The following is a 17,734-nucleotide window of genomic DNA, read 5'->3' on the forward strand; positions in this document are numbered from 1 at the left end:
GGCTTACAGTTATTTCAATTCAGAATAAATTGAGCCATGGATCGATTCCTCGCGCTGCGCGTGTTCTGCAAGGTGGCGGACAGCGGCAGCTTCTCGCGGGCGGCGCGCGAGCTCTCCATGACGCAATCGGCAGCGAGCCGCGGGATCGCCGATCTGGAGTCGCGGCTGGGGCTGCGGCTGTTCGAGCGCACCACCCGGCGCGTCGCGCTCACCCTGGAGGGGCGCGCGTACTACGAGCAGATCGAGGAGCACGTGCGCGCGCTGGAGGACGCGGAGCTCCGCGCCGCCTCCGGCTTCGGGGACCTCGCGGGCCGCGTGAAGCTCTCGGCGCCTGGGGCGCTCGGCCGTCGCCTCCTCGTGCCGGAGCTCGTGCGGATCATGCACGAGTCGCCGGGGCTCGTCGTGGACGCCGCGCTCACCGATCAGCGGGTCGACCTCGTGGCAGGCGCGTTCGATTTCGCGCTTCGCGTCGGCGTCCGCAGCGAGCCGTCGTTCATCGAGCGAACGCTGGGGACCTCGCCCCAGTGGCTCGTCGGGAGCGCCGGCCTGTTCGCGGGCAAGCCGGCGCCGACATCCATGTCGGAGCTCGCCGCGGTGCGGGTCGTGGCGAGCGGCGGGGTGCGCGATCTCGAGAAGCTGGGGCTCGCCGTCAGGCTCACGACCGACGACATCGAGACGAACCTCAGGGCCGTGGACGCAGGGCTCGGCGTGAGCGTGCTCCCGCGCTGGCTGGTCGCGCGTCGGGTCCAGGAGGGGCGCTTGATCCGCCTCTTGCCCAGGCTCCCGCTGCCGAGCCCGCCCCTCGTCGTCGTCTACCCCCGGCGGCTCCGGCGCGTGGCGCGCCAGGTGCTGGAGCGGCTGGAGCGGCACGTCCAGAAGGAGCTCACCTTCGACGGATGAGCGCCTGTCGGGAAGGGGCTCGATCTGCGCGCTTTCGCGTCGGAGCAGTATGCGGCGCGTGTGGTCCTGCCGCCCGCGCGACGCCCGCTCGTCCTGCACTGCCCGCGCAGCGCCCGCGCCATTCCGCGGGTGCGCGCGGTGCTCGAGCCGCTCGCGGAGAGCCTGCGCGCGTGGCGCCCGCCGAAGGCGAGGGGCGCTCGGCGCTGACGGCCTCGCGCGGCCGTTGGCTGGGCTATCTTCGATGGCCATGACCGCCGCCCCACACGCCCTGCCCAGAGGCCCCGCTCTGCGGATCGTCTGCGTGAACGACGTGTACTTGCTCGACAACCTACCGCGCCTCGCGACCCTGGTGCGGCGCCACGCCGCCGGGCCTGTGGATCGCTTCATCACCGTGATGGCCGGCGATTTCCTCGCGCCGAGCCTGCTGTCGAGCCTCGATCACGGCAGGGGCATGGTCGACTGCATGAACGCGCTGCCGATCACCCACACCATCTTCGGCAACCACGAGGCCGACGTCGAGCTGCCGGAGCTCAGGGCGCGGGTGCAGGAGTTCCGGGGCACGTGGCTCAACACCAACATGCCCTCGTTCTCTCCGGCGCTGCCGACGCACGAGATCCTCGACATCTCGAGCCCCGGCGGGCGGACCGTCCGGATCGGCCTGCTCGGCCTGCTCGTGCACGTGAAGGGCCTTTACCGGCGGGACGCGTTCGGGGGGATCGACATCGAGCCGGCGAACGAGGCGGCCCTGCGCTGGACCCGCCGGCTCCTCCGCGACGAGGGGTGCGCGTGCGTGATCCCGATCACGCACCAGAGCCGCGACCAGGACCTCGCGCTCGCGCGGGCGCAGCGCGATCCGCGCTTTCCCGTGATCCTCGGCGGGCACGAGCACGAGGTGATGCTCGACGACGTGAACGGCTGCTGGGTCGTGAAGGCCGGCACCGACGCGGAGAGCGCTGCGATCATCGACCTCGTGTGGCCGGCCAAGGCGCCGCCTGCAGGGGCGCCCGACCTGCCCGCGGTCACCGTCCGGATCGAGGAGGTCGGCGCCTACCTTGAGGATCCGGCGATGCGCGCGCGCGTCGACCGCCACATGCAGATCGTTCGCGATCTCGACGCGGCCACCCTCCTCCGGCTTCCGCCGGGGAGCGAGCTCTCGTCCGTCGGGACGCGGGTGCAGCAGACCTCGCTCGGAGCGCTGCTCTGCTCGCGGATCCGGGACGCCCTCGGGGCGGAGGGGTGCCTCTTCAACGGCGGGGGCATCCGCGGCGGTCGCGTGTACCGGGAGCGCTTCACCTACGGGGATCTCAAGGCCGAGGTGCCCTTCAGCAACGAGGTGGTGGTGACCCTCCTGCCTGGCCGCGTCGTCCGCGAGGCCGTCGCCGCGTCGCGGTCGCGCGCCCCCGCCCAGCACGCCGGTTACCTCCAGATCGACGACCGGATGGCGACGGACGCCCGAGGCGTCCTGAGCGCGATCGACGGCCTCCCGCTGGTCGATGATCGCGCGTACCGGATCGCCCTCCCGCGCGGGCTCCTCGGAGGCATGGATGACATCGCGCCGCTGGTCCGCTTCGCCCAGGAGCACCCGGAGAAGGTGCCGCCGGCGGACAGCGGGCGCGAGCCGAAGCTCGTCCTCGTCGAGTCGTTCGCCGCGGACCTCGTCCGCCAGCTCGGGGCCTTCGAGGCGATCGACGCCGACGGGGACGGCCGCGTCTCGGCCGAGGAGCTGAGGGCCGCGGTCGCGAGGACGACCTCCGAGACGCCGTCCGAGGTGGTCGTCGGCGAGATGATGAAGGCGCTCGACCGCGACGGCGACAAGCGCGTGACGCGCGGCGAGCTGGACGCGCTGTCCTCCTCGCCGCCCTCCGGCGCGAGGGGGCGCGATCGATCCGATCCGTGAGGGGTCTCCGCGGGCTTCCCGCCAAAAGCGGCGCTCGGGGTCGTCCAGATGGGGTCAGTCGATCCCGGTCTTCCCCGCGATCCAGTAGGCCTTGGCGCGCACCTCCCGCACCCCGGCCGCCCGGAGCACCTCCCGGGCCCGCTGGACCCACGCGCCCCCGCCGCAGGCCACCGCCGTGGCGACGCCCGCCGCGCGCTCGCGGAGCAATGCGGCGGCCTCCTCGTCGGAGCCCGCAAGGTCCACGGAGACGTCGAGCGATCGCGCCGCCGCCTCCGCCGCGGGGACGTTCGCCACCCGAAGCACGGCGTGGGCGCCGAGGCGGCGCGCCGAGGCCGCCACGCCGAGCGATGTCTCGTCGCCGGTCAGGAGGCCCACGCCTCCCAGACGGAGGGAGCGTTGCGGGCCGACGAACCGCACGACGTCGCCGGGGCGGACGGCCTCCGTCCACCGCGCGCCCGGCGCGCTCCCGTGCGCGTGGAGGAGCAGCGTGGTCCGACCCTCCGCCCAGTCGATCGGGGTGTACGTCCGCACGTCGTTCGAGGGGAGGAGCACCTGGATCTTGTCGCCGGGCTGCCAGCTGCCCGTGCGCAGCCCCTCGCCCTCGAGCACCACGTGCCGGTAGAGCGGGTGGGGCGCGTCCACGGCCCGCACCTTCGCCTCGGTCAGCACCAGCCCGCCGAGGAGCCCGAGCAAGCGACCTTTTCCGGATGCCATGCGGGTCAGCGTAGTCAGGGCGACCGCGCCGGTGCGTGAAGAACCGTGAAGTCCGGAGGACCGGAGGGCGAAAGCCCTGCAGCTCGACACATTGACGGTGCGGAAGGAGTCGCAAGGCGAGGCGCCCCTCCCTCCCATGAGGGTGCCGACGGCCAGCGGCGCAGCCGGCGCGCTGCCGCGGTCCCCGTGGTGTAAGATGGGGAACCCCATGGCATCCAATCTTGCGAGCGCTGGGCGGTCCACGGCGGCGCGGGTCGCGCCGTCGCGGGTGGTGACCCTGGACGTCATCTGCGCCGGTGAGGCCCTCTGGGACCTCGCGCCTCCGGGCGGGGCCTCGCTGCGGTTCCGGCCAAGCGGCGGGGCGGTGAACGCCGCGGTCGCGCTCGCGCGGAGCGGGCTCCGCGTCGGGCTCGCGGCGGCGCTCGGCGACAACGCCCCGGGCCGGGCGCTCCTGGCGCGGGTCGCGGCGGTCGGCGTCGACGTCGCGGGTGTGGCGCTGATCCCGGCCCGCCAGGGGCTCATCGTGCTGGAGGACACCGGCGGGGCGCGGCACATGGTCGCCCACCGCGCAGAGGACGATCTGCCCCTCTCGGTGCCCGAGGGGTGGGCGGCGCCGGTGCTGCTGCTCTCGGGGATCTCTCCGGCGCTCGCGCCCATCGCCGCGCTCTGCCGCGCCGCGCGGGCCGCGCGCCGCACGGGCACCGTCGTCGTCGTCGACCTCAACGCGCGATGGCGCCTCTGGGCCGGGCGCGACCCGCGCGTGCTCCACGCCCTGCTGCGCGAGGCCGACGTGGTGCGGTGCAGCGCGGCGGACCTCGCCGGGCTGGGGCTCGACGACGCCCAGGTGCGCGCCGCCATGCGGCCGAGCGCGACCCTGGTGCTCACCCAGGGCGCAGGCGCAGCCCGCGCCGCCGGCCCCTTCGGCGAGATCGCGTTCGCCCCGCCCGTCGTGGCCCAGGCCCGCGCGGCGGGCGCGGGCGACGCGTTCACGGCCGCGATCTGCGCCGAGATCGCCCGCGCCGGCGACCACGGGCCGGAGCGCCCCGATCTCTGGGCCCGCGCGATCCAGCGCGGTCACGCCGCGGCGAGCGCGAAGGTCGGCCGGCGTTGAGGCCGGGCTCCCCCGGCGGAGAGCGCGGTCACGGGCCCTTCGGCCCGCGCACCAGCGCCCCCGTCGCGGGCCCGCCGTTCCACGCGAGGTTGAAGTAGACGTTCGTCCCGTCGACGGCGATGCCCCACGGGTAGCTCAGGTTGCGCGCGTGCGTCGCGAGATCGCTCCCGTCGAGCCGCGCGCTCTGCACCTGGCCGTCGGCCTCCCGCGCGGTCGTCCAGAAGACGCGCGCGTCGTCGAACGCGAGCTGCGCGGGGATCTGCGGCAGATCCTGGACGACCCTGCGCAGCGGGCCTCCGGGCGAGAACGTGGCGATGCCGCGCCCCTCGATGAGCCAGAGGGCGCCGCCGCGCGCCTCGAGCCCGCGCGGGGCGACCAGCGCCTCGTGCAGCCGCTCCGGCGCGCTCGGCGGCGCCGCGTCGCGCGCCACCCGGAAGATCGCGCCGCCGGCCGCGTCGGCGCGCTGCGCGGTCACGTACACGTGGCCGGCGTCGAGCGCCACCCCGCTCGCGGCGCCCGGGATGGCCGCGAGCATCACCTTCGCCGCGCCTGGCTCGGCGCCGAGCGGCAGCATGAACAGCCCGCCGTCCTCGAACGCCGGCGGCGTCCCCGCCTCGACCCAGTAGAGCGCGCCCTGGTCGACCGCGAGCGCCGTGACGCCGCGGGCGTCGGGCGCGAGCTCGGTCACCTCGCCGCCGGCCTTCGGGACGGCCGCGAGGCCGCGCGCGTGCGCGAAGTACACAGTGGCCTCGTCGAGCGCGAGCGGGCCCGGGAGCTCCTGCTCGGCCGCCAGCGCTGCCGGCGTCCCGCCGCCCGGATCGAGCCGCATGACGCTGCCGTCCGGCGGGTCGCCCGAGCCCTGGTTCGTCCAGTAGAGCCCGGTCGCGTCCATCCTGAGGAACGTGGGCAGCCGGAGCTCGCCGACGAGCACGGCGGCGTCGCAGGTGCCGTTCCAGCACGCGTCGGCGCAGGTCACGCCGCAGGCCCCGCAATGGCGCGGATCCTCCGCGACGAGGACCTCGCAGCCGTTGCTGCCGTCGCCGTCGCAGTCGGCTCGCCCGGCGTCGCACGCGAGGGTGCAGGCGCCCGCGGAGCAGAGCGCCGTCGCGCCGTCGCCGCCCGCGCAGCGCGCGCCGCACGCGCCGCAGCTCTCGACGCTCGTGAGCAGGGCGGCCTCGCAGCCGTTGTCGCTGACGCCGTCGCAATCGGCGAAGCCTTCCGGGCAGAGGTCCTCGTGCGGCTCCGTGCGCCCCGGCGGCGCGGCGCTCGGCGGTGAAGAGCACGCGGCGAGCAAAAGCGCGCCGAGACCGAACAGTGCGTGACAATGGTTCGAAGGCATCGGCGTCTCCATCAGAGGTTCGGGTGGACGACAGGCAGGAACGCCACGCACATCTCGTCGAGCGTCGACTCGCCGAGGACGATGTCCTGCGGCGCGGGCAGGCGCTCCTCGATGAGCTGCGCCGCGAGCGCCGGGTTCTCCGTGGAGTTGTCGTACGTGCAGCGGAGCTCGATCGTGTCGCCCGACCGCAGCGTCGGCAGCTCGTCGATCGGCGCGTCGTAGCTGTAGAGCCGCTGCCAGTTGTAGTCCCACGCGGGCGTCTGGACGAGGCACTCGCGGTCGGCCTCATCGCCCCGCGGCTCGGCGCGGAGCTGGTCGACCTTGAGGTCGACGCCGGCCCGGTGCATGTGGACGCTGGCGCCGTAGATCGAGATCTCGGGGATCGGGAAGTCGATGGTGTACCGCATCCGCTCCACGTGCCCGCGGGCGCCGGCCGGGATCCGGAACTCGACGCTCCCGCGGTCGCCCGGCCCGGGCAGGAGCCCGGTGCCGTCCAGGAATGGCGCCTCGGCGTTGCCGAGCATCAGGTGCGAGAGCGCGCGGCTCGGCTTCTCGTCCATGAGGCGGAGCGCGACCCGGGTCGCGTCGGGCGAGGGCTTCTCGCCGGGCTTCGGGTGATAGTGGACCTGCATCACGAGCAGCGCGTTCGCCGGCACCGAGATGCCGATGTCCGGCGGCAGCTCGAACGCCTGCGTGCCGGGCGCCCAGGCGCCGAGCAGCGACGGCTCGGAGAGGCGCGCGTCGCCGAAGCACTCGTAGCTGCCGCTCTCGCCGCCGAGCGCCTCGCTCTCGCGGTTCACGTCGATGAAGAGCAGCGCGTGGTGCACGACGGCGCGGTTCCCCGGCAGCACGTCGTAGCCCTGGACCCACGCCTGCTCCGTGAGCCCCGGATCGAGGACGAAGCAGCGGAAGCTGTCGGAGCCCTCCGCAGCGGCGAAGGGGGCTCTGGGCGAGAGCTCGAGGTCCGTTCGCGACAGGCCCGCCGCGACGGGGGTGTAGGGGGCCGGGGCGTCCGCGGGATCCCCCTCGGGCGCGCCGGCGTCGCTCCAGGCGCGGAGCAGGGCGATCTCGTCGAGGGAGAGGTGCAGGTCCCCCCGGAACGGGCGAGGGGGCGCGCACTCGTCGGTCGGCAGCGCGCCCCACGGCGGCATCCGCCGCGCCTCGGTCTCGTCGGCGATGACCGGCGCGAGCGCCTTCGCGCTCTCGTACGAGGCCAGGCTCACCGGCGCGGTGCCGTCCTGCGCGTGGCAGCCGAGGCAGCTCTTCTGGAGCAGCGGCTCGATGTCCCTGTGGAATGTCGGTGTGCTCGCGCCCGGCGACGCCTCGGGGGAACAGCCGAGGAGGAGCGCCGTGGCGGAGGGCAAAACGAAGTAGATGAGAAGACGCATGCGGGGCGCCCAAGCAGCGGGCATGCCCGAAAGGGATTGGCCGCAATCGGCGGGCGGCGCGCGAGGGCGCGTGTCCGCGTCCGGACAGGTGTCCGCGGCGGAGGCGGACAGGTGTCGTGCGCCCGCGGTCCGGCGCCGATTTCCTGCGGGGACGAGGAGGGTGTCTCGTCCTCCACGCCTGGTTCGTATCAGGCGCCTTTGCGCGCGAGCCGATGGACCGCCGCCACGAGCTCACCCGGCTGGACCGGCTTGGCGAGGTGGAGCTGGAACCCGGCGTCGCGGGCCTGAACGATGTCCTCGGGCCGGGCGAACGCGGTGAGCGCCAGCGCCGGCACGCAGCCACCGAGGTCCGGTGTGCGGGATCGGAGCTCGCGAAGGAGGGCGTAGCCATCCTGCTTCGGCATGGCGATGTCGCTGACGAGCACATCGGGCCGAGCGCGACTCATCATCTCCAGCGCGGCCGAGGCCGAGCCCGTCTCGTCCGCCTGGGCGCCTGCCTCGCGCAGCACCATGGTGACGAGCTCCCGCGCGTCCGGCTCGTCGTCGACGACGAGCACGCGCAGCCCGTCGAGCCGGGTGATCGTCCCGGCCGAGGGACGCTCGATCCCGGACGGGACCTCGGAGCGCTCTCGCGCCGCCAGGGCCACGGCCCGCACCGGCAGACTCACGCTGAAGGACGCCCCTTTCCCCTCGCCGTCGCTCCGCGCGCGGACGGTGCCGCCGTGGATCTCGACGAGGTATTTGACGATCGCCAGCCCGAGACCGAGTCCGCCGTGCTGCCGCGTTGTGGCCGCCTCTGCCTGACGGAACCGCTCGAACACGTACGGAAGAAAGGTGGCCGAAATGCCTTTTCCGGTATCCGTCACCGTCACCTCGACGGCGCCTGGGCGGAGCGCCGTCTGGAGTACGACGTGCCCGCCGCCCGGCGTGAACTTCACGGCGTTGACCAGCAGATTCGTGACCACCTGCTGGAGCCGATCGGGATCGCAGACGATGTCCCCGACACCGGGATCGAGCCGGACCTGGAGGCCGATGGCCTTCGCGTCGGCGGCCGGCCGGATGGCGTCGACCGCGGTGCGGACGAGCTCGTTCACGCTCGCGTTCCTGGGGTAGAGGCGGATCTTCCCGGTCACGATGCGTGAGCTCTCGAGGATCTCCTCGATGAGCCTGGCCTGCGCCTCGGCGTTGCGCTCGATGACATCCATCGCCTTGGGCGCGAGCTCCGGCCGCGAGCGCTGCATGCGCGCCCACCCGAGGATGGCGGTCAGGGGCGTGCGGAGCTCGTGCGAGACGATCGCGAGGAACTCGTCCTTCAGCCGGCTGGTCTCCTCGGCCTGCGCCAGGACCTCGGCCCGCTGCTGCTCGAGGCGCTTCTGATCGTCGACGTCGGTGCAGGTGCCGAACCAGCGCAGGATGCGCCCTGCCTCGTCGCGCGTCGGCAGCGCGCGGCCCAGGAACCAGCGGTATACGCCGTCGGCGCGCCGGAAGCGGTACTCGATCTGGTAGTCTTCCCCCGTCTCGACGGAGCGCTTCCACCGCTCCCAGGCGCGCTGCTGATCGTCCGGGTGCAGCTGGTCGTTCCAGCCGGCGCCGTGCGTGGCGTCGGGCGTCTCGCCGGTATAGTCGTACCAGCGGCGGTTGTAGAAATCGTGATAACCGTCGGGCCGCGCCGACCAGACGAGCTGCGGCATCATATCGAGGATACGGCGAAGGCTCCGCTCGACCTCCGGGATGTCGTGGGCCTCGGAGGTCAGCGCTGGAGCGGCCGGCACCGGAGCGGCGCGCTCCTCGACGAACAGGATCCCGACGAACGCCACGGCGCCTGAAGCGTCGCGGATCGGGAAATAGTGCCCGGTGAACGGCGCGCCGCTGATCGAGCCGAGCGGCACGGCGCGCGAGACGCCGTCGAGCGCCGCGCGAAGCGCCGAGGAGTGCCCGCCCCGCAGCGCGGACGCGATCTCGCTGCGCTCGTCGGCGCTCGGGCCGAACCTCGCTCGATACGCCGGGTTCTCGTGGGTCGCGACCCCAGCCGGGCTCAGCACGAGGACGGGGAGGGGGAGCCCTCCGATGAAGTCGTCGAGCCACAGCTGCTCCTGCTGCTGCTTCATCCGCGACGACACCCTATAGCGCACCGGAGCGATCGGCGCCGTCGGCGCGGCGCGACCTCGAGGCGGACAAGGTGCTTCGCGAGCAGGCGAGCGCGCCGGGGCAGACCGAATGCAACCGTCTCTCAATTTCAGAGAGTCCTGGCCTGTCCAGATCCATGCGCTCTCCGAGGGGCATCGACACGGCATCGCGGCTGCGCGCGCAGTCGGCTTCAGCTCGCTCTGCTGCTCCTCTCCGCAACGATCCTCCGCATCTGCTGATCGTACGGATCGAGGACGCTCAAGATGCGCTCCGTCAGCTCGGGGCCCGCAGCTTCGGGCACCCCCGCGTTGAAGGGCGGGGCGGGGTCGTATTCCAGCATGAGCTGCGTCAGCTTCGCGGCATCATCCCCGCGGAGCAGCGCCAGCAGCGTCAGCCCGAAATCGATGCCTGCTGTCACCCCGCCGCCCGAGATCCGGTTGCGATCGACCACGACGCGCGCCCGGACGCACTCCACGCCGAACGCCTCCAGGATGTGGCGCGTGGACCAGTGCGTCGTGGCCTTGTATCCTTGCATCAAACCTGCTGCGGCAAGGACGAGCGATCCCGTGCACACGGAGGTCACGTACCTGGCGCGGGCGCCTCGATCCTTCAAGAACCGAAGGATCTCCTGATCCACCATGGCGTCGGGCGTGCCCATGCCGCCTGGCACGAACAGGATGTCCAGATCGTCCGGACAGTCGCTGAAGGTCGCCGTCGGCTGGATGGGAACCCCCGAGTCGGACATGACAAGGTCGCGCGTCTTCCAGAGCAGATAGGTCGTCGCGTGAGCGGTCAGCACGCTTTGAGGACCGATCAGATCCAGCGCCGTGAGCCCTGGATAAAGCACCATGCCGACCTGGAGCGGCGGCTGAGGATCTGGCAGCTTGATATCGTAAGCGTCCGTCATCTTTCGTCCCTGAACCCTTTCGTCTCTTCCTCTGCCGATGATCGCCTCGATGGCGGAGCTCCGCCTCGACGCGGCCCCGCGCCTGGCTCTCACGAGCGCGGCGGAACGCGCTTCGTGGAGCCGACTGTGCGCCACGCCGGCGGGGGCCGAAAGGACATCGTCCCCTGCTTTCAGGACACGCAGGCGCGGGGCCCCGGCGCGCATCGTCACGCGCGGCCGCGCCCGAAGCGTTCGGCGAGCGTCGACGGCGCCCGGCCGAGCATCTAGCGTCCGCGCGTCCGCTCACGTTCGACCGAAGCGCCTCCGGTAGTCCTCCGGCGTGACCTGCAGGGTGCGCTGGAACGCGCGCCGCATCCGCTCGTCCGTGCCGAAGCCGCAGTCGCGCGCGAGCTGCTTCATCGACGCTCGACCCCCCTCGAGGCAGGAGCGCGCCTGCTCCAGGCGCGCCGCCTCGACGAACTTCGCGGGGGTCATCCGCATGGCCTGGGTGAACGTCCGCGCGAAGTTGCGCGGGCTCATCCCGGCCCTCTCCGCCAGCACCTCGACGCGCAGATCGGCGTCGAGGTGCCGGAGGATCCAGTCGACAACGCCCTGCAGCGGGCCCGTGGCGACCGTCTGCGCGAGGAGCGGGCGGCTGAACTGGGACTGTCCACCCGGGCGCTTGAGGAACACCACGAGCCCCCGCGCCACCTGGAGCGCCATGTCGTATCCGAGATCCTCTTCCACCATCGAGAGCGCGAGGTCGATGCCCGCTGTCATGCCCGCCGACGTGTAGATCTTCCCGGACCGCACGAAGATCGCGTCGGGGTCGACCTCGACGCCGGGAAACTCGCGCGCGAGCGCGGCCGCGGAACGCCAGTGGGTGGCCGCCCGGCGCCCCGTGAGCAGCCCCGCGGCGGCGAGGAGGAAGGCGCCCGTGCAGACGGAGCCCATGCGCCGCACCTCGGGCGTCGTCGCGCGGAGCCAGGCGAGCAGCCGGGCGTCCCGCGTCGCTTCACGGGTCTCGCCCCCGGCGACCAGCACCGTATCGATGCCGGGCGCCAGATCCGCGAGCGCCTTGTGGGCGACGATCTGCGCCCCCGACACCGTCCGGATCACGCCGCCGTTCACGGCGGCGATCTCGACAGCATAGGCGGGTGGAGCGCCGGGCACCTTCATACTCGCGATGTCCGACGCCAACGCGAATACGTCGGTGGGCCCCACCACGTCGATGGCGCTCGCGCCGTCGTAGGCCACGGCCACGACCCTGCGCGTCGGTCCATGGCGATGCGCGCGCGGCGTGGCCCAGGGAGCGGATTTCGATGCAGGGAGCCGCTTCACGCGACGACGGTAGCTATCTGGCGCATGGCCGTGAAGATAAAGTACCTGCATTTCCTGCCAAAGAGGCCGACATGATACGGATGACGAACGTCACCAAGGTCTACCGGCGCGGCCTGTTCGAGACCCACGCGCTCGCCGGGCTCACGCTGCACGTCGCGCGCGGCGAGTTCCTCGCCGTGATGGGCCCCTCCGGCTCCGGAAAGACGACGTTCCTCAACGTCGCCGGGTTGCTCGATCCGTTCGACGGGGGCGAGTACCTCCTCGACGGCGAGCCGATGCAGGGGCTCTCGGACGTGCGCGCGAGCGCGATCCGGAACCGGAAGATCGGCTTCGTGTTCCAGAGCTTCCAGCTCATCGCCGACCTCGACGTGCTCGACAACGTCGACGTGCCGCTGCGGGTCCGCGGCATGGGCGCGCGTGCGCGGCGCGAGCGCGCCCTGCGCGCGCTCGAGGACGTCGGCCTGAGCGCGCGGCTCCACCACCGGCCCAGCGAGCTCTCGGGCGGCCAGCAGCAGCGCGTCGCGATCGCGCGCGCGCTGGTCGGCGAGCCCTCGCTCCTCCTGGCCGACGAGCCCACCGGCAACCTCGACTCCCGCTCGGCGCGGCAGATCCTCGATCTGCTCGAGCGCATCCACGCAGGCGGCACGACGATCGTCATGACAACGCACGACCCCGAGCTCGCGGCGCGTGCGCGCCGCAGGGTCCACGTGCTCGACGGCAAGCTCATCGATCCGTGGGCGCCCTCGGACCCCGGCGCGCGCGCGGAGGCGCCGGCGACGGCGGCGAGCCGCGGATGATGCTCGGCCACGCGCTCTGGCTGGCCCGGAGGAGCCTCGGGCGGCAGCCGGGCCATACAGCGATCGTGCTGCTGGCGTTCACGCTCGGCCTCGCGGTGTGGACGGCGGCGCGCGCGGTCCTCCACGAGAGCACGTCCGACCCGCTGGCGTCCGCGCGCGGGGTCTACCTCGTCTCCGTCCCGCACGAGGGCGGCGCGCCCGTGGCGCCGGGCGCGATCCATCCCCCGAGCCTGCGCGATCGCATCCTCCTCGGGAGCCCCCATCCCTCGCGCAAGACCGACCTCTTCGCCGCCATGGCCGCCGGCAGCGCCGACGGCGGTCCGCTCGTTCCGGTCGTGGTGGCCTTCTGTGCCCACGATCTGTTCGGGATGTTCGGGATTCCGGTCCGGAGCGGGGCGCTCTGGTCGCCGGCAGAGGGCGCCGGGGAGGATCGCCCGGTCGTGCTCACGGAGGCGGCCGAGCGCACGCTGTTCGGCGGGGCGAGCGGCCTCGGGCGCACGCTGCGGCTGTTCGGAGCGTCTTTCCGGGTCGCCGGCGTCGTCGCCATCCCGGCCCCTCCCGGCACGCGCGCCTCGCTTCACCCGATCGCCTTCGCGCCGAGCGCCGTGGGCATCGCGCTCGGCGTCCGGCCGCCGCTGATCCACGAGCGCGAGGACCCGAGCGGCAGCTTCGACGCGCTCGCGGCCTCCGACAACGGCTGGCTGGAGCTCCTGGTCGAGCTCCCCGACGAGGCCCGTCGGGCCGCGTTCCAGGCCGAGCTCGACGCCCACGTGGCCCGCGAGCGCGCGCGGGGCAGGCGCGTCCTCGGGGCCGAGCTCGTGCCGCGCGAGCGCATGCACGCGCTCCGCGTGGACGACCCGGGCACGACGCTCTTCGCCCTGCTCGCCGACGTGCTCCTCGGGGCCTGCACCCTCAACGCCGCGCGGCTCCTCGAGGGGAAATTCCGCGCGAAGCGCGCCGAGATCGCCATCTACCGCGCGTTCGGGGCGAGCTCCCGCGCCGTCTTCCTCGAGCTCCTGCTCGAGGCGATGCTCGTGGCCGCCGGCAGCGCCGCGCTCGCCCTCGGCGTCGCCGCGGCCGCGCTCGCCCTCGTCAACCGCGTCATCCACCTCCGGCCGATCGACTACCACCTGGACGCGCGGAGCTCGGCCGCGACGGTCGCTGCCGCGCTCGTCCTGGGCCTCCTCGCCGGCGGGTACCCGGCGTGGCGCGCGGCGAGGCAACCCTCGGCCAAGGGGCTCCGGCGCTCGTGATCGGCCCCATCGCCAGGGCGCTCGCCCGCCAGAAGATCCCCGCGCTCCTGATGGTGCTCGAGACCGCCTTCGGCTTCGCCGTCGCCGTCCACGCCTCGGGGCTCGCCCTCCACTACGCCCGCGCGGCCGCCGCGCCGCGCGGCATCGACACGCGGTCGCTGCTCCTCGCCATGACGGAGCGCGACGGCCCGAGCTTCGCGTCCCGAGGCGAGCGCGAGGCCGCGGTCCGCCGCGACACCGAGGCCCTCGCGCGCGTCCTCGGCGTCCGCGGCGCCGCGGAGGCGAGCTCGGCGCCGTTCAACATCACCCACCGGGAGCTCGTCGAGGCGACCTCCCCGGGCGGTCCGAGCGCGCTTGCGTGGATGCTGGACGACCGCGGCGGGGTAGCGGCCGTCCTCGGCCTGGCCCCGCTCGAAGGGCGCCTGCTCGCCCCCGGGGACGCCGCGGACGCGGCGTCGACGCCCGCCGTGGTCACGCAGGCGCTCGCGGCGCGCCTCTTCCCGGACGGCCGCGCCATCGGGCAGATCGTGCGCCGGAGCGCCCGGCAGAAGCCGCTCGCCATCGTCGGCGTCGTGCCGCCGTTCCGCGCCGCCCTGGGGCCCGACGCCGACAGCGTGCTCTTCGCGGCCGAGGGGCCGCCGCTCGGCCGCACGCTCTCCTACCTGATCCGGATCGAACCGGACGGAGACGACGGCGCCGACGGCGGCGACGGTGAGGACAGCGACGGCGACGACCGCGCCGGCGCACGGGTGCGCGAGGCGCTCGAGCGCGCCGATCCGCGGCGCGTCGTGCTCGTGCGCGCGCTCGACGAGGGCGCCGAGCTCGACAGCCACACGAACCGCGGCGCTGGCGCCCTCGCCCTCACGCTGATCGGGATGATGCTCGTCGTCGTCTTCCTGGGGCGCATCGGGATGGCGTCCCTGCTCGTGTCAGAGCGCCGCCAGGCGCTCGGCATCCGCCGCGCCCTGGGCGCGACCCGCGCCGACGTGGCGCGCCTCATCCTCGTGGAGAACGCGCTGCTCACGACCGCCGGCCTCGCCGTGGGCGCCGCCGCCCTCGCCGGGCTCCGGGCCGCGGCGCGCGCGGCCGCCCCCGAGCTCGACCTGCCGCTGGATCCACGCGCGGCCGCCCTGGTCGCCGTGGCCGTGTGGCTCGCCGGCATGGCGGCGGCGCTCCTGCCCGCGCTCCGCGCGAGCGCCGTCTCCCCCGCCGAGGCGTCGCGATCATGAGGCCGATCCGCGCGCCGCTCCGGGTACGCCACGCCGCGGTGGTGCTCCTGAGCTCCGCCGCCGCCTGCGCCGGGAGCCTGGTCGCTGCGCAGGCGCAGGTGTCCTTGCCCGGGTGCGCCCTTGCGGGGCTCGGGCTCGCGCTGGTCGCCGGCGCGCTCGCCTCCCGCCTCTTGCTCGGGCGCGCGCTCGGCGTGCTCCGCGCGGTGATGGACGGCCTCGCGAGCTTCGCCGAAGGCGACTACACGCAGCGCGTCCGGCACCACCGCCGGGACGAGCTCGGGGACCTCGTCGAGCGCCACAACCGCCTCGGCGACGCCCTGCGGGCGCAGCGCGACGACCTCTACCAGAAGGAGCTCCTGCTCGAGACGGCGCTCGACGCCACGCCCGTCGCGATGGTGCTCCACGACGAGGCGGGCCGGATCGTGTACGGCAACGGCGCCGCGCGCGCCCTCTTCGCCGCGGGCGAGCGCATCGGCCAGAGGACGCTCTCCGCGCTGCTCGCCGGGGAGCCCGAGGAGCTCCGCGCCGCGATGATCGCCGGGAGGGACGCGCTCGTCTCCGTCGAGCGCCGGGGCGAGCTCGAGACGCTGTACGTCGCCCGCCGCGCCTTCCGCCTGAACACGCAGGCGCACGTCCTCGTCTCGGTCCGGTCGCTTACGCGCGAGATCTCGCGCCGGGAGGCGGAGCTCCACAGGAACGCGATCCGGTTGATCAGCCACGAGCTCAACAACTCCCTCGCGCCGATCTCCTCGCTCATCCACTCGGGCCGCCTCCTGCTCGATCGCCCGGAGCAGCGGGAGCGCCTCGGCGTGGTCTTCGACACCATCGAGGAGCGGAGCGCGCACCTCGCCCGCTTCCTCGCCGCGTACGCCGAGCTCGCGCGCCTCCCGCCGCCCGCCCCCGAGCGGGTCGCGTGGCGCCCCTTCCTCGAGCGGCTGCGCGGGCTCGCGCCCTTCACGCTCGGCGGCGCGCCGGACGAGCCCGGCTTCTTCGACCCAGCGCAGATCCAGCAGCTCCTCCTGAACCTGCTCAAGAACGCCGTCGAGGCCGGGAGCCCGCCCGACCAGATCGAGGTCTCGGTGCGGCGGCTCTCGACCGGCGAGCTCGCGCTCACGGTGGCCGACCGCGGCCACGGGCTCCCCGACGACGCCCCGGGCAAGGCGCTCCTGCCCTTCTACTCGACGAAGCAGCAGGGCCGCGGGCTCGGCCTCGCGCTCTGCCGCGAGATCGCGACCGCGCACGGCGGCGCGCTCGCGCTGCGGCGCCGCGAGGGGGGCGGGGCCGAGGCGGAGTGCCGCCTGCCGCCGCCGCCGGACGAGCGCGCTACTTGAGCTTCCGCTCGATATGGATCCCGAGCCGGTCCATGCGCCGGTAGAGCCCCTGCCGGCTCAGGCCGAGCGACGCCGCGGCCTTGGCGACGACGCCGCGCGCCTCGACGAGCGCGCGCTCGATCTCGATGCGCTCGGCGGAGGGCGCGGAGGACGCGGCGTGCGCGGCATGCGCAGCGGGCGCGGCCCCAGGGGCATGCGAGGCGCGCGCGGCCGCGTCGAGCCCCAGATCGTGCGGCTCGATCGTCTCGCCCTTGCGCACCAGCGCCGCGCGCGTGAGCCGGTTCTCGAGCTCGCGGACGTTGCCCGGCCAGTCGTGCTCGACGAGCGCGTGGCGCGCGCGCGGGCCGAGCGTCACGCGCTCGCCGCCCGCCGCGCGCGCGGCGAGGCGATCGAGCAGGTGGCTCGCGATCGGCGCGATGTCCTCGGGGCGATCGCGCAGCGCGGGGATCGTCAATTCGATGACGTTGAGCCTGAAGTACAGGTCTTCGCGGAACGATCCCTCGGCGATGGCCCGCGGGAGATCGCGGTTGGTCGCGCTCAGCACGCGCACGTCGGCCTTGCGGGTGACGCTGCTCCCGAGCCGCTGGTACTCGCCGGTCTGGAGGACGCGCAGCAGCTTCTTCTGGCCGTTCAGCGACAGCGTGCCGATCTCGTCGAGGAAGAGGGTGCCGCCGTCGGCCTCCTCGAAGCGGCCCGCGCGGAGGCGGGTCGCGCCGGTGAACGCGCCTGGCTCGGCGCCGAACAGCTCCGCCTCGACGAGCTCGTCGGGGAGGGCCCCGGCGTTCACCTTGACGAACGGCCGGTCCCGCCGCCGCGAGTTGGCCTGGACGATGGAGGCGAGGAGCTCCTTCCCGGTCCCGTTCGGCCCGGTGATGAGGACGGGCACGTCGGCGGGCGCGACCTTCACGGCGAGGCTCACGACCTCGTGCATCGCGTCGCTCGCGTACACGAGCCCGGCCAGGTCGTGGCGCTCGGCGAGCCTGTGCCGCGCGCGCCCGCGCTGGGCCAGGAGGCGCGCGTTCTCCTGCTCGAGCGCCCGCAGCCGCGCGAGGTTGCCCACGGTGGCGACGAGCTTCTGGTCGTCCCACGGCTTGGGCACGTAGTCGCTCGCCCCGGCCTTGATCAGCTCGACAGCGCCCGCGATCGACGTGAACGCCGTCATGGCCACGACGGGCAGCTCGGGGTCGACGGCCTTGATCCGGCGGAGCAGCTCCATCCCCTCTTCGCCCGAGGTGGCGCTCTGCCGGAAGTTCATGTCCTGGACCACGGCGCCGAGCTCGTCGCCGAGCACCGCCGCCATCGCCTCGTCGGGCGTGGCGGCGACGCGGACCTCGTGCCCGTGCAGCTCGAACAGCGTCGTCAGCGCGACGCAGACGGCGGGCTGGTCGTCGATGACGAGGATCTTCGGCACCCGGCGAGAC

At 73.8% G+C, this 17,734-nt stretch carries 14 protein-coding genes; 7 read left to right on the forward strand and 7 right to left on the reverse strand.

Annotation, left to right across the window (positions count from 1 at the left end; genetic code table 11):
- Positions 1–36: 36 nt before the first annotated feature.
- Together WMF19_RS49800 and WMF19_RS49805 are read left to right on the forward strand one after the other, a co-directional pair.
- Entirely contained in the window at positions 37–900 is an 864-nt protein-coding gene (locus WMF19_RS49800; RefSeq protein ID WP_437896790.1) for a LysR family transcriptional regulator, read from the forward strand.
- A gap of 247 nt (positions 901–1,147) precedes the next feature.
- Positions 1,148–2,797 (forward strand): 5'-nucleotidase C-terminal domain-containing protein, encoded by a 1,650-nt coding sequence (locus tag WMF19_RS49805; protein ID WP_437896791.1) that lies wholly within the window; start codon positions 1,148–1,150, stop codon positions 2,795–2,797.
- Positions 2,798–2,851: 54 nt separating this feature from the next.
- On the opposite strand, the gene WMF19_RS49810 is transcribed toward WMF19_RS49805, so the two are convergent.
- Positions 2,852–3,511: a siderophore-interacting protein gene (locus WMF19_RS49810; protein ID WP_437896792.1), complete on the reverse strand. Its 660-nt coding sequence runs from the start codon at positions 3,509–3,511 to the stop codon at positions 2,852–2,854.
- Positions 3,512–3,719: 208 nt separating this feature from the next.
- Here WMF19_RS49810 and WMF19_RS49815 point away from each other — a divergent pair, with 208 nt between their 5' ends.
- Complete coding sequence (locus tag WMF19_RS49815; RefSeq protein WP_437896793.1) at positions 3,720–4,622, forward strand: PfkB family carbohydrate kinase; 903 nt, start codon at positions 3,720–3,722, stop codon at positions 4,620–4,622.
- Positions 4,623–4,650: 28 nt separating this feature from the next.
- Here the strand turns inward: WMF19_RS49815 and WMF19_RS49820 are convergent, their stop codons facing one another.
- The 5 genes from WMF19_RS49820 to WMF19_RS49840 all read right to left on the reverse strand — a co-directional run bounded on the left by WMF19_RS49820 (position 4,651) and on the right by WMF19_RS49840 (position 11,625).
- A complete protein-coding gene (locus WMF19_RS49820; protein WP_437896794.1) occupies positions 4,651–5,961 on the reverse strand; it encodes a hypothetical protein in 1,311 nt (436 codons plus the stop codon).
- An 11-nt stretch (positions 5,962–5,972) separates the two neighbouring features.
- The gene (locus WMF19_RS49825; RefSeq protein ID WP_437896795.1) at positions 5,973–7,349 is read right to left on the reverse strand and encodes a hypothetical protein; all 1,377 of its coding nucleotides are present in this window, start codon (positions 7,347–7,349) and stop codon (positions 5,973–5,975) included.
- Positions 7,350–7,537: 188 nt separating this feature from the next.
- Positions 7,538–9,457: an ATP-binding protein gene (locus tag WMF19_RS49830; RefSeq protein WP_437896796.1), complete on the reverse strand. Its 1,920-nt coding sequence runs from the start codon at positions 9,455–9,457 to the stop codon at positions 7,538–7,540.
- A gap of 209 nt (positions 9,458–9,666) precedes the next feature.
- On the reverse strand, positions 9,667–10,383 hold the full coding sequence (locus WMF19_RS49835) for a DJ-1/PfpI family protein (RefSeq protein ID WP_437896797.1): 717 nt from the start codon (positions 10,381–10,383) through the stop codon (positions 9,667–9,669).
- 282 nt (positions 10,384–10,665) lie between these two features.
- Positions 10,666–11,625 (reverse strand): GlxA family transcriptional regulator, encoded by a 960-nt coding sequence (locus tag WMF19_RS49840; RefSeq protein ID WP_437896798.1) that lies wholly within the window; start codon positions 11,623–11,625, stop codon positions 10,666–10,668.
- A 149-nt stretch (positions 11,626–11,774) separates the two neighbouring features.
- On the opposite strand from WMF19_RS49840, the gene WMF19_RS49845 reads away from it, so the two are divergent.
- From WMF19_RS49845 to WMF19_RS49860, 4 genes are read left to right on the forward strand one after another with little or no spacing between them, the layout of a single operon-like run.
- On the forward strand, positions 11,775–12,500 hold the full coding sequence (locus WMF19_RS49845; RefSeq protein ID WP_437896799.1) for an ABC transporter ATP-binding protein: 726 nt from the start codon (positions 11,775–11,777) through the stop codon (positions 12,498–12,500).
- A complete protein-coding gene (locus tag WMF19_RS49850) occupies positions 12,437–13,753 on the forward strand; it encodes an FtsX-like permease family protein (RefSeq protein ID WP_437896800.1) in 1,317 nt (438 codons plus the stop codon). The genes WMF19_RS49845 and WMF19_RS49850 overlap by 64 nt, the downstream gene beginning before the upstream one ends.
- Positions 13,750–14,982 (forward strand): FtsX-like permease family protein, encoded by a 1,233-nt coding sequence (locus tag WMF19_RS49855; protein ID WP_437896801.1) that lies wholly within the window; start codon positions 13,750–13,752, stop codon positions 14,980–14,982. Before WMF19_RS49850 ends, WMF19_RS49855 begins: the two co-directional genes overlap by 4 nt.
- Positions 14,979–16,313 carry a sensor histidine kinase gene (locus WMF19_RS49860; RefSeq protein ID WP_437896802.1) on the forward strand — a complete coding sequence of 445 codons (1,335 nt, stop codon included), beginning with the start codon at positions 14,979–14,981 and terminating at the stop codon, positions 16,311–16,313. Before WMF19_RS49855 ends, WMF19_RS49860 begins: the two co-directional genes overlap by 4 nt.
- Here the strand turns inward: WMF19_RS49860 and WMF19_RS49865 are convergent.
- Positions 16,306–17,724: a sigma-54-dependent transcriptional regulator gene (locus tag WMF19_RS49865; RefSeq protein WP_437896803.1), complete on the reverse strand. Its 1,419-nt coding sequence runs from the start codon at positions 17,722–17,724 to the stop codon at positions 16,306–16,308. The two genes, WMF19_RS49860 and WMF19_RS49865, sit on opposite strands and share 8 nt — an antisense overlap.
- Between the last annotated feature and the right edge of the window lie 10 nt (positions 17,725–17,734).

The organism is Sorangium sp. So ce124 (assembly GCF_051525235.1).
GTDB lineage: Bacteria > Myxococcota_A > Polyangia > Polyangiales > Polyangiaceae > Sorangium > Sorangium atrum.